The sequence below is a fragment of the Glutamicibacter sp. JL.03c genome, assembly GCF_025854375.1.
Classification (GTDB): domain Bacteria; phylum Actinomycetota; class Actinomycetes; order Actinomycetales; family Micrococcaceae; genus Glutamicibacter.
Window position 1 is genome coordinate 88,867 of record NZ_CP107575.1, and the last position, 12,217, is coordinate 101,083.

Consider the following 12,217-nt stretch of genomic DNA (forward strand, 5'->3'; position numbering starts at 1 on the left):
TCTAGAATCAGGAGAACCCTCGTGGATTCCACTGCAGTCAAAGCCGATCTGGCGCATGTTCTGTACACCAAGGAAGAAATCCAGGCACGCGTGGCTGAACTCGCTGCGCAGATCGACAAGGACTACGAGGGCCGCGACATTCTCGTCGTGGGTGTGCTCAAGGGCGCCGTGATGATCATGGCCGACCTGGTCCGCGCCTTGAACTCCCACCTGACCATGGACTGGATGGCAGTGTCCTCCTACGGTTCAGGCACCCAGTCCTCGGGCGTGGTACGAATCCTCAAGGACCTGGACTCGGATCTGATGGGCAAGCATGTGCTGATCGTCGAGGACATCATCGACTCCGGCTTGACCCTGTCGTGGCTGAAGTCCAACCTCGAATCCCGTGGCCCGGCATCGGTGGAAATCTGCGCCCTGCTGCGCAAGCCCGAGGCTGCCAAGGTCGAGATCGACGTGAAGTACGTCGGCATGGACATTCCTAATGAATTCGTCGTGGGCTACGGCCTTGACTACGCGGAAAAGTACCGCAACCTGGACTGCGTGGGCACCTTGGCTCCGCATATCTACCAGTAGGGAACTTTTTTCGCCGGTCTGGCGTTGAGAAGTATCGAAGGTGGCGTGACCCGGACGCCAGAGTAGTGCGTGAGGGGGATGCGTGAGGCGCGGGGCCTTGCGGATCAATGAAAACGAAGAAGCTTTTTAATAGCTGGATCATGTGGGTTGTACTCGGCGTGCTGGCCGTGGTGCTCTTCTTGCCGATGGTTTTCGGCAATAGCTCTGCGAAGGTCGACACGTCGGTAGGCCTGCAACAGCTGACCAGTGGCAATGTCACCGAAGCCAAGATGTTCGACTCGGATCAGCGCGTCGATTTGAAGCTGCGCGACTCGTTGAAGATCGACGGTGTCGACAAGGGCAATTCGGTGAGCTTCTACTACTCCACCGCGCGTGCCCAGCAGGTTGCCAACGAGATCACCAAGGCCGAGCCGGGCAAGTTCACCGACCAGCCGGTGCAAAGCAACTGGCTGCTCTCGATGCTCGGCGTGATCATCCCATTCCTGCTGATCGCCGCCATTTTCTGGTTCATCCTCGCCCGCTCCCAGGGCGGCGGCTCCAAGGTCATGCAGTTCGGCAAGTCCAAGGCGAAGCTGATCACCAAGGACATGCCGCAGGTGACCTTCAAGGATGTCGCCGGCGCTGACGAGGCCGTGGAAGAACTCCACGAAATCAAGGAATTCCTGCAGGAACCAGCCAAGTTCCAGGCTGTGGGCGCCAAGATCCCCAAGGGCGTGCTGCTCTACGGCCCTCCGGGCACCGGCAAGACCCTGCTCGCCAAGGCCGTGGCCGGCGAAGCACAGGTGCCGTTCTACTCGATCTCCGGTTCGGACTTCGTGGAAATGTTCGTCGGCGTCGGCGCCAGCCGCGTGCGCGATTTGTTCGAACAGGCCAAGAACAACTCGCCAGCCATCATCTTCGTTGACGAGATCGACGCCGTAGGCCGCCACCGCGGCGCCGGCATCGGCGGCGGCAACGACGAGCGCGAACAGACCCTGAACCAGCTGCTCGTGGAGATGGACGGCTTCGACGCCACCACCAACGTCATCCTGATCGCCGCGACCAACCGTCCGGACGTGCTGGATCCGGCGCTGCTGCGTCCAGGCCGTTTCGACCGCCAGATCCCGGTGGAAGCACCGGATCTGGCCGGCCGCGAGGACATCCTCAAGGTCCACGTCAAGGGCAAGCCGATGGATGCCACCGTGGATCTGAACGCCGTGGCCAAGAAGACCCCGGGCTACACCGGCGCCGATTTGGCCAACGTGCTCAACGAAGCCGCCCTGCTCACCGCCCGTTCCAATGCCAACCTGATTGATGACCGCGCCCTGGATGAGGCGATCGACCGCGTGATGGCCGGCCCGCAGAAGCGCACCCGCCTGATGGACGAGCACGAGCGCAAGGTCACCGCCTACCACGAGGGCGGCCACGCGCTGGTGGCTGCGGCCATGAACCAGACCGCACCGGTCACCAAGATCACCATCCTGCCTCGCGGCCGCGCCCTGGGCTACACCATGGTGGTTCCGGAATCCGACAAGTACTCGGTGACCCGCAACGAGCTGCTGGACCAGATGGCCTACGCCATGGGCGGCCGCGTGGCCGAGGAAATCGTCTTCCACGACCCCTCCACCGGCGCGTCGAATGACATCGAGAAGGCCACCGCCACGGCCCGCAAGATGGTCACCGAATACGGCATGAGCGAAAAGGTCGGCGCGGTGCGCCTGGCCGGCTCCGCGGCGGAACAGCAGATGGGCGGTGCCCAGCGCGAATTCTCCGACGAAATGGCCCACCTGGTGGACCAGGAAGTGCGCGAGCTGATCGAGCAGGCCCACAACGACGCCTACCAGGCGCTGATGACCAACCGGCACGTGCTCGACCGCCTCGCCCTGGCCCTGCTGGAGCGCGAGACGCTGAACCAGAAGGAAATCGCGGAGATCTTCTCCGATCTGCAAAAGCGCGAGGTGCGCGATGTGTGGCTGAGCAATGAGGGGCGTCCGGTCCACTCAGATGGCCCGGTATTAAGCCCCAAGGAGCGCGCAGCTTCCTCGACCGACTAGGATCGAAGCGTGAGTGAACTAGAACAGATCGATCAGCCGCGGATCGCGGCAGCCGTCCGCGAGATCCTGGAAGCCATTGGCGAAGATCCCGATCGCGACGGCCTGGCAGACACCCCCAAGCGGGTGGCCAAGGCCTACGCGGAATTCTTCGCCGGGCTGCACCAGGACGCGGCAGAGCATTTGTCGACCACTTTCGACATCGAGCATGACGAGATGGTCCTGGTCAAGGACATCCCGTTCTACTCGACCTGCGAGCACCACCTGGTGCCCTTCTACGGCACCGCCCATATCGGATACATCCCGGGCAAGGGCGGCAAGGTCACCGGCTTGTCCAAGCTGGCCCGGCTCGTCGAGGTCTACGCCCGCCGCCCCCAGGTCCAGGAGCGCCTGACCACGCAGATCGTCGATTCGCTGGTGGAGCACCTGAACCCGGCCGGCGCGATCGTCGTCGTCGAATGCGAGCACATGTGCATGTCCATGCGCGGGGTGCAAAAGCCCGGAGCGAAGACCGTGACCAGTGCGGTGCGCGGGCAGCTGCGGGAAACCGCCACCCGTGCCGAAGCCATGAGCCTGATCCTCGGAAAGTAGGAACCCCATGTCGCTAGGCGCCATCCCGGGCACCGGCCCGAACACCAGCCCCCTGCCCGTGATCCGCAAGTCCAAGGTCAAGACCTTGGCAGACCTGCCTACCGGCCGCACCCTGGTCATGGGCATCCTGAATATCACCGAAGACTCCTTCTCCGATGGCGGCGCCTACCTGGACGCCGACGCGGCGATCGACCGCGGCCTGAAGATGCTGTACTCGGGCGCCGACATCATCGACGTGGGCGGGGAATCCACCCGCCCCGGAGCCAAGGATGTCGATCCGGAACTGGAGCGCTCGCGCATCATCCCGGTCATCGAGACCCTGGTGAAGGCCGGCGCCATCGTTTCGGTGGACACCATGCATGTGGACACCGCCCGCGCGGCCATCAACGCCGGCGCGCACATCATCAACGACGTCTCCGGGCTGACCTACGAAGCCGGCATGCCCGAGCTGATCGCCCAGAGCGGCGTGCCCTACGTGCTGATGCACCGCCGCGGCACCGCGCAGTCCATGGTCGCCGAAGCGAACTACGAGAACGTGGCCGCCGAAGTCATCGGCGAACTGCGCACCCTGCGCGATGAGTTCGTGGCCAAGGGCGTGGCCCCGGAGCAGATCATCATCGATCCGGGACTGGGCTTCGCCAAGGACGCCGAGCACAACTGGGCGCTGCTGGGCAGCCTGGGAGCCATCGAGGAACTGGGCCACCGGGTGCTGATCGGCACCAGCCGCAAGCGCTTCCTGGGCGAACTGCTGGCCGAATCCGGCAGCAGCCGGCCCCCGCTGGAACGCGACACCGCCACCGCGGCCACCACCGTGCTGGCCGCCAAGGACCAGGTATGGGCCGTGCGCGTGCATGACGTGGTGGGCAGCCGCGACGCCATCGAAGTCGTGAAGGCCTATGGATCGCATTAGCATCTACGGGATTTCTGCCACCGGCTACCATGGGGTGTTCGAGCATGAAAAGCGCGATGGCCAGGAGTTCATCATCGACGTGGTGCTCCACGTGGACATCACCCGCGCCGCGGCCAGCGACAATGTGCTCGACACCGTGCACTATGGCGAGGTCAGCGAGCTGGTGGTCGAGCAGATCCAGGCCGGTCCCTGGGACCTGATCGAAAAGCTGGGCAGCGAGATTGCCGACGCGATCCTCGCCGCCTACCCCAGCGTGCAACACATCGACGTGGTGGTGCACAAGCCGCAGGCACCGATTCCGGTGCCCTTCACCGATGTCACCATCTCGCTGACCCGCGCGCAGAAGCAGCACACCGCGATCATCGCCCTGGGCGCCAACCTCGGCGACCCGCAGGCCACCTTGGCCCAGGCGGTCGAGGACCTGGGTGAAGAGCTGGAAATCCTCAATCTCTCGCCGCTGGCGATCACCAAGCCGGTGGGCGGACCGCCGGACCAGCCGGACTACACCAACCAGGTCATCGAAGTGCGCACCCGGCGCTCGGCCCACGAGCTGCTGGATCTGTGCCAAAGCATCGAAGCCAAGCACCACCGCACCCGCGAGGTGCGCTGGGAAGCGCGCACCCTGGACCTGGATGTGATTACCTACGACCAGCTGCGCCTGGATGATGAACGGCTGACCCTGCCGCATCCGCGGGCCGCGATCCGCGGATTCGTGCTGGCCCCGTGGAGCTGGATGGATCCCGACGCGGTGCTCGAGGGACAACTGGTCTCCCGGCTGGCTGCCGAAGCCGCCGATACCAAGGACATCATCCGGCTATGAGCAAGCTGAAGCTGCGGTGGGTGCTGTGGTGCGCGGTGATCGGGGCCGTCGCCGGCTGGATCGTCCTGCGGGTGCTCACCGCCGCCGGCCGCTACGCCCCGGTGCTGGACTACTCGGCCCTGTACTCCCTGGGCGCGGTCTGCGCGGTCATCCTCTTCCTCGGCATCCGCGTGAAGCGCTCCACCCTGGGCAAATCCCATGTCGAGCCGATCGCCGCGGCCCGCACCCTGGTGCTGGCCCAGGCCTCGGCCTACGCCGGCGCGGTCATCACCGGCTGGCATGTGCCGGCCATCGTGACCCTCGTGCTGGCCAGTGGGCAAAGCCCGACCCTGACCCGCGGCCTGGTGCTGGCCGGAGCCGGGGTGCTGATGGTGATCATCGGCTACATTGTCCAGCACCTGTGCAAGCTACCTCCGGAGGATACCGATGACGCCAACGACTCCGTGGTCACCGAATAGCTTCACCCCCGCCGACCCCGCGTATTTCAAGGTCAAGCTCACCACCTGGGCTCTGACCTGGGGATTGATCTTCCTTGCCAGCCTGGTCCCGGGTGTGCTGCTGGCCACTGGAGCCAGCGTGCCGCCATGGCTGGCGATCATCCCGGCGCTGCTCGTGCTGGTGATCGCCCTGCTGATCCTGCGCATCCTGCGCCGCCAGGTCCGCGCCCTGGGCTACCTGGAGCGCGAGGAGGATTTCGTGGTGAGCTCCGGGGTGATGTGGCGCAAGCAGCTGGTCATCCCCTACGGGCGCATGCAATATGTCGAGGTCAACAGCGGACCGCTGGAACGCCGCTACGGGCTGTGCCAGCTGACGCTGAATACCGCAGGTGCCGGGGCCACCGCCCACGTGTACGGATTGTCCGAGGCCCAGGGCCACGCGCTGCGCGAACGCCTGGTGGCCGCTGGTGAAGAGAAGATGCTGTGAACCAGGACGAGAACTGGCAGCGGGTGCATCCAGCCAGCCCGTTCGTGCGCGGCTGGCTGGCCATCGTCGGCCTGCTCTACATCTACTGGCAGAATACCGACGAGCTCTCCTTCGCCGAACGCTTCTCCGGAGACCGGCTTGTCTGGACGGTTGTGCTGGCCGGCGCGGCGCTGCTCGTCGTGCTGGTGTTCTATTTCCTCTCCTGGTACTTCACCCGCTACAGGCTCACCGCCACCCACGTCTACGTGAACTCCGGCATGCTCTTCCGCAGCCAGAAGCAGGCGCGGATCGACAAGGTGCAGGGCATCGACATCGCCCAGCCACTGCTCGCCCGGCTCCTGGGCCTGGCCGAACTGCGCTTCGACGTGGCCGACTCCTCCGAATCGGTGCTGCGTCTGGCCTTCCTGTCCGCCACCGACGCGCAGGCCCTGCGCCAGCTGATCCTGCAGCGCGCCAGCGGCCAGCCGCACGAAGAGGCAGGCGAAGCGCCAACGCACCCCGCCGCGCCCCAAGCCAGCGCCGAACCGGCCGCGCCGCTGATGGCCAAGGTGCCCGCCACCCGGCTGCTGGCCTCGCTGTTCCTCCAGCTGCCGGTGATGACCGGCCTGGCGGCCTGCGCGGTGATCGTGATCCTGTGGCTCAGCGGCATCCAGGGCATGATCGCCGCGGTCCTGCCGATCCTGCTCAGCTTCGGCAGCTGGTTCTACAAGCAGCTGAACCAGGGCTGGAACTACACCGCCAGCGCCTCGGATACCGGAATGCGCATCAGCTACGGCCTGGCCGACACCCGCCAGCACTCCATCCCCACCGGCCGGGTGCAGGCCATCTCGGTCACTGCGCCGCTGCTGTGGCGGCTGCTGGGCTGGTACAAGGTGGAAGTCAACGTCCTGGGCACCAAGAACGACGACCTGGACAACCTGCAGGTGCTGCCGGTGGGCGACTTCGAAGCGGTCGCCCGCATCATGGGCATCCTGCTGCCCGATCTGGGCGTCGGCCACCAGCGCGAAGTGCTCCGCACCGCGGTGAGCACCGGCTACGAGCACGGGTTCGTCGGCTCCCCGCCACGAGCCAGGCAGCTCTCGCCGGGCGCCTGGAAGCACCAGGGATTCCTGGCCACCTCCACCACGGTGATTTCCCGCTATGGGTGGCTGGCCCGCACCGCCAGCTTTGTCCCGCACTCCCGGGTCCAGGGGACCGAATACAGGCAGGGGCCGTGGGAGCAAAAGCGCAAGCTGGCCGGGGTCCGGCTGCATTGCGCCGGAGGCAACATCATCGGCTACCTGCATCAGGTTGATGCGCAAATCGCGGCGGAATTTACCCTGGCCCAAGCCGCACGCCAGGTTGAGAGGTAGAAGTGGACGCACCACGTTTGGGAATCGGGATCATCTCCGCCGGCAAGGTCGGCACCGTCCTGGGGGCCGCGCTGTCCGCCAGCGGCCACCGCATCACCGGGATCCACGCCGTCTCCGAAGCCTCCCGGGTGCGCGCCGACGCGCTCTTGCCGCAGGCCCCGCTGCTGGATCCGCCAGAGATCCTTCGCCGCAGCGAGCTGGTGCTCTTCGCGGTGCCTGATGACGTGCTAGGCGAGCTGGTTGCCGGCCTGGCCGCCGCCGGCCATATCCAGCCCGGGCAGCTGATCGCCCACACTGCCGGGCGCTACGGCACCTCCATCCTGCAGCCGGCTCTCGATGCCGGGGCCTTTGGCTTGGCAATCCACCCCGCCATGACCTTCACCGGGATGAGCATGGATCTGACCCGGCTGACCGACTGCGTCTTCGCGGTCACCGCCGAGGAAGCCATGCTGCCGGTAGCCCAGGCCCTCGTGGTGGAAATGCGGGCCGAGCCGGTGGTCATCGCGGAGGCCGACCGTGCCAGCTACCATGCGGCCCTGGCCCATGCGGCCAACCACCTGAACACCATCACCGCGCAGTCCGCCGATATCCTGCGCCGCATCGGTGTCGAGGACCCCGCCAATACGCTGCGCGCGCTGATGAATGCCAGCCTCGATAACGCCCTGCGTTCGGGTGCCGGAGCCTTGACCGGACCGGTGTCCCGCGGCGATATCGGCACCGTGGCCGCGCACCTGGATGCCCTGTCCGGGGATCCTGCCGAAACCAATAATTCCTACCGCAGCCTCTCGCGGGCCACCGCCTTGCGCGCGGCCCAGCGGGGGCTGATCTCCCAGGGCACGCTGCAGGAACTGCTGCGAGTTCTAGAATAGAAGCGTGAAAACCCCCAAGATCGTCAAGACCCGTGCCGAGTTGAAGGCTGCCATTGCCCAAGCCAACCCGGGATCATTGGGCTTCGTGCCCACCATGGGAGCCCTGCATGCAGGCCACGGTTCCTTGTTCAAAGCCGCTCGCGACGAAAACGAGCTGGTCGTCATTTCCATCTTTGTCAACGAACTGCAGTTCAATGACGCCAACGACTACGCCCGCTACCCGCGCCAGCTCGAGCAAGACGCCCAGCTGGCCGGCGAAGCCGGAGTCGATATCATCTTCGCCCCCGAGGCCCACGAGATCTACCACGCAGGACTCCCGCTGATCCAGCTGCAGTCCGGAAGCATGGGCGAGGTCTACGAAGGGGCCTCGCGGCCCGGCCATTTTGATGGAATGCTGGCCGTCGTCTCCAAGCTCTTGCACCTGGCCGATCCGCGCCAGGGCGAATACCGCGCCTATTTCGGGCAGAAGGATGCCCAGCAGGTAGTGCTCATCCGCCGCATGGTCGCCGACCTGGACTACCCGGTGCAACTGCGCCTGGTGCCGATCGTGCGCAGTGCCAGGGGACTGGCTCTCTCCAGCCGCAATGCGCTGCTCAGCGATCAGGAGAAGGAAGCGGCCCTGATCCTGCATCGCTCCATCCAGCTGATCGCCGACCGCGCCGCACGCAACGAGCCGCTGAATATCGAGGACGCCATCGGGCTGTTCCAGATGGAACCGCTGGTCCAGCTGGACTACTTCGTGGTGGTTGACCCCAATACACTGCAGGAGCTGGCCTTCAACTGCCAGGACACCCCGTTCACCGGTGAGGGCCTGATCCTTGTGGCCGCCACCGTGGGCAAGGTTCGTTTGATCGACAATCAGCCGATCAGCGCCTAGCTCCTAGGCAAAGCGGCGGGCGGTCTCGCTCAAGATCTGGCGGAAGCCAGCCAAGTCGGCCATGACCTCCTTCGCCGCCTGTGGCCTTTGCACGAACTGCACCGCCTGGCCGGCATATACCGGGGCCATGGCCGGCTGCGCTTCGGCGCGGGCCCGCGCCATGTCCTCCCGCAGTTCGCTGGTGGCTTCCCACGCCGACAGGTCTTCGTGGCTGTCGCTGAATTCATTGCGCAGCGCGCGGCCGCCGAATTCGGCGGGCCAAGCAAGCTGCTGGGCGATATCAAAGGCCCGGGTATACGTGGTGTCGTCCATTCCGGCTTGGCGCACGGCGCTCTTGAAATTCTCATGTCCCAGGGACTCGGCAGATGAGAGGAACCGGGTTCCGACCCAGGCCGCTTGGGCGCCAGCGGCGAGTACCGCCGCCACCCCGTTGGCCGTGCCGATGCCGCCCGCGGCGATGACGGGCTTCATCTGTTGCGCGGTGGCCAGTTGCACTAGCGGCAAGGTGCCCGATTCATTGCGTCCGTGTCCGCCGCCCTCGCTGCCGCGAGCGATGATGATGTCGATGTCATCTTCCATGGCTCGTTCCAGTTCTGCCGCGTTGCCGATCTGCATGGCGGTGAGCACTCCGGCTTCGTGGGCCAAGGCCGCCCCTCTGGTGACATCGCCAAAGCTCAGCGAGACCAGCGAGGGGGAGAATTCGAGGAAGCTCTCTAGCGGCGATAGGTCAGTCTCCAGGGACCACGCCATGAAGCCGACACCCCAAGGCGAATCCAAGGCGGCAACATGTCCTGCCTGTTCCTGAATCCACTGCGGAGTAGGTGATCCCGAGACACCGATCATTCCGATGCCACCGGCCTGGGAAACGGCTGCGGCTAATGCGCCTCCGGCAGCTCCGGCCATGGGCGCATTGAAGATGGGTTCGCGGTAGCCAAGCAGGCGTTGCAAGTCGCTCATGTGCCCAGAGTAGAACAGCTTTCTCGATGTGACCTAGAACGCGGCTCCCCGATTTGTAACATCGCGGAAACCTCTGTATAGTTTTTATCTGTTGCCGGAACGGAAACAACACGGAATCTAAGAGTTGTTTACCCGGCAGCCAATCACTTTTCACCGAAGGGTTTCGACCGGTTTTGACCGGATCACGAAACATGGTAGGCTAGAAAAGTTGCTCCGGAGCGAAGCAGTCACCGTGTTGTGGTGGTTGTGGTGTCGAGAGTGTTTGTTGTTTGAGAACTCAATAGTGTGCCAAGTTTGTTGATACCGAATTATTTTATTTGGTGAATACATAACATTTGCTTGAGGCATTGCACCCCCGTGCAGTGTTCTTGAGTGTTTTTTATTCGCCAGGATTTTTCATTGATTCTCCCTTATTTTCCGAGGGGTTTCGGTGGCTTTTTGTTTTTTATGGAGAGTTTGATCCTGGCTCAGGATGAACGCTGGCGGCGTGCTTAACACATGCAAGTCGAACGATGAAGCCCTGCTTGCAGGGTGGATTAGTGGCGAACGGGTGAGTAACACGTGAGTAACCTGCCCCCGACTCTGGGATAAGCCCGGGAAACTGGGTCTAATACCGGATATGACTTCCTACTGCATGGTGGGTTGTTGAAAGATTTATCGGTGGGGGATGGACTCGCGGCCTATCAGCTTGTTGGTGAGGTAATGGCTCACCAAGGCGACGACGGGTAGCCGGCCTGAGAGGGTGACCGGCCACACTGGGACTGAGACACGGCCCAGACTCCTACGGGAGGCAGCAGTGGGGAATATTGCACAATGGGCGGAAGCCTGATGCAGCGACGCCGCGTGAGGGATGACGGCCTTCGGGTTGTAAACCTCTTTCAGTAGGGAAGAAGCGAAAGTGACGGTACCTGCAGAAGAAGCGCCGGCTAACTACGTGCCAGCAGCCGCGGTAATACGTAGGGCGCAAGCGTTATCCGGATTTATTGGGCGTAAAGAGCTCGTAGGCGGTTTGTCGCGTCTGCCGTGAAAGTCCGAGGCTCAACCTCGGATCTGCGGTGGGTACGGGCAGACTAGAGTGATGTAGGGGAGACTGGAATTCCTGGTGTAGCGGTGAAATGCGCAGATATCAGGAGGAACACCGATGGCGAAGGCAGGTCTCTGGGCATTTACTGACGCTGAGGAGCGAAAGCATGGGGAGCGAACAGGATTAGATACCCTGGTAGTCCATGCCGTAAACGTTGGGCACTAGGTGTGGGGGACATTCCACGTTTTCCGCGCCGTAGCTAACGCATTAAGTGCCCCGCCTGGGGAGTACGGCCGCAAGGCTAAAACTCAAAGGAATTGACGGGGGCCCGCACAAGCGGCGGAGCATGCGGATTAATTCGATGCAACGCGAAGAACCTTACCAAGGCTTGACATGTGCCAGACCGCTCCAGAGATGGGGTTTCCCTTCGGGGCTGGTTCACAGGTGGTGCATGGTTGTCGTCAGCTCGTGTCGTGAGATGTTGGGTTAAGTCCCGCAACGAGCGCAACCCTCGTTCCATGTTGCCAGCACGTAGTGGTGGGGACTCATGGGAGACTGCCGGGGTCAACTCGGAGGAAGGTGGGGATGACGTCAAATCATCATGCCCCTTATGTCTTGGGCTTCACGCATGCTACAATGGCCGGTACAATGGGTTGCGATACTGTGAGGTGGAGCTAATCCCTAAAAGCCGGTCTCAGTTCGGATTGGGGTCTGCAACTCGACCCCATGAAGTCGGAGTCGCTAGTAATCGCAGATCAGCAACGCTGCGGTGAATACGTTCCCGGGCCTTGTACACACCGCCCGTCAAGTCACGAAAGTTGGTAACACCCGAAGCCGATGGCCTAACCACCTTGTGTGGGGGGAGTCGTCGAAGGTGGGACTGGCGATTGGGACTAAGTCGTAACAAGGTAGCCGTACCGGAAGGTGCGGCTGGATCACCTCCTTTCTAAGGAGCTAACCATTTTTGGTTGCCCATGTCTGTGCCCGAGTGTGGTGCGGGTGGGTTGCTCATGGGTGGAATATCAATGGACTCAGTACTGGAAGGCATGCATGCTGTTCGATCCTTTGTGGGGTTGTGTGGTGTGTGTGGGGTACTGGCTGTGGCTGCATGGTGTTGTTGCTGGTGAGTACGCAGCATGATGATCTTTCGGGGTTGTTGTGGTGTTGGAAAAGCGGTGGTGGTGTTGTGTGGTTTGTATGGTTTGGCATGCTGTTGGGTTTTGAGGCAACAAGCCTCCAGGCCGCGGTGATGGCCCCTTTTTTGTGGGGGTTGTTGTTGTGGTGTGGGGT

11 protein-coding genes and 1 rRNA gene are annotated in these 12,217 nt (G+C 63.3%); 11 read left to right on the forward strand and 1 reads right to left on the reverse strand.

Features of this window, described 5'->3' with window-relative positions:
- The first annotated feature begins 21 nt into the window (after positions 1-21).
- The 10 genes from hpt (at position 22) to panC (ending at position 8,946) form a co-directional block, all read left to right on the forward strand.
- Positions 22-573, forward strand: a complete 552-nt coding sequence (hpt, locus tag OF385_RS00425; protein WP_264276473.1) for a hypoxanthine phosphoribosyltransferase — start codon at positions 22-24, stop codon at positions 571-573.
- A 107-nt stretch (positions 574-680) separates the two neighbouring features.
- Positions 681-2,606 (forward strand): ATP-dependent zinc metalloprotease FtsH, encoded by a 1,926-nt coding sequence (gene ftsH, locus OF385_RS00430; RefSeq protein ID WP_264276474.1) that lies wholly within the window; start codon positions 681-683, stop codon positions 2,604-2,606.
- Between the two features lie 9 nt (positions 2,607-2,615).
- Entirely contained in the window at positions 2,616-3,194 is a 579-nt protein-coding gene (gene folE, locus OF385_RS00435; protein ID WP_264276475.1) for a GTP cyclohydrolase I FolE, read from the forward strand.
- A 7-nt stretch (positions 3,195-3,201) separates the two neighbouring features.
- Positions 3,202-4,104 carry a dihydropteroate synthase gene (folP, locus tag OF385_RS00440; RefSeq protein WP_264276476.1) on the forward strand — a complete coding sequence of 301 codons (903 nt, stop codon included), beginning with the start codon at positions 3,202-3,204 and terminating at the stop codon, positions 4,102-4,104.
- A complete protein-coding gene (gene folK, locus OF385_RS00445; RefSeq protein ID WP_264276477.1) occupies positions 4,091-4,924 on the forward strand; it encodes a 2-amino-4-hydroxy-6-hydroxymethyldihydropteridine diphosphokinase in 834 nt (277 codons plus the stop codon). Before folP ends, folK begins: the two co-directional genes overlap by 14 nt.
- Positions 4,921-5,382, forward strand: coding sequence for a DUF3180 domain-containing protein (locus OF385_RS00450; protein ID WP_264276478.1), 462 nt, complete (start codon positions 4,921-4,923; stop codon positions 5,380-5,382). Before folK ends, OF385_RS00450 begins: the two co-directional genes overlap by 4 nt.
- Complete coding sequence (locus tag OF385_RS00455; protein WP_264276479.1) at positions 5,351-5,848, forward strand: PH domain-containing protein; 498 nt, start codon at positions 5,351-5,353, stop codon at positions 5,846-5,848. Before OF385_RS00450 ends, OF385_RS00455 begins: the two co-directional genes overlap by 32 nt.
- On the forward strand, positions 5,845-7,200 hold the full coding sequence (locus tag OF385_RS00460; protein WP_264276480.1) for a PH domain-containing protein: 1,356 nt from the start codon (positions 5,845-5,847) through the stop codon (positions 7,198-7,200). Before OF385_RS00455 ends, OF385_RS00460 begins: the two co-directional genes overlap by 4 nt.
- A 2-nt stretch (positions 7,201-7,202) precedes the next feature.
- Positions 7,203-8,069, forward strand: coding sequence for a Rossmann-like and DUF2520 domain-containing protein (locus OF385_RS00465; protein ID WP_264276481.1), 867 nt, complete (start codon positions 7,203-7,205; stop codon positions 8,067-8,069).
- Between the two features lie 4 nt (positions 8,070-8,073).
- Complete coding sequence (gene panC / locus OF385_RS00470; RefSeq protein ID WP_264276482.1) at positions 8,074-8,946, forward strand: pantoate--beta-alanine ligase; 873 nt, start codon at positions 8,074-8,076, stop codon at positions 8,944-8,946.
- 3 nt (positions 8,947-8,949) lie between these two features.
- On the opposite strand, the gene OF385_RS00475 is transcribed toward panC, so the two are convergent.
- Positions 8,950-9,903, reverse strand: a complete 954-nt coding sequence (locus tag OF385_RS00475) for an NAD(P)H-dependent flavin oxidoreductase (protein WP_264276483.1) — start codon at positions 9,901-9,903, stop codon at positions 8,950-8,952.
- Between the two features lie 444 nt (positions 9,904-10,347).
- Between OF385_RS00475 and OF385_RS00480 the strand changes: the two genes are divergently transcribed.
- Positions 10,348-11,873: ribosomal RNA gene (locus OF385_RS00480) — 16S ribosomal RNA — on the forward strand.
- Positions 11,874-12,217: the final 344 nt, after the last annotated feature.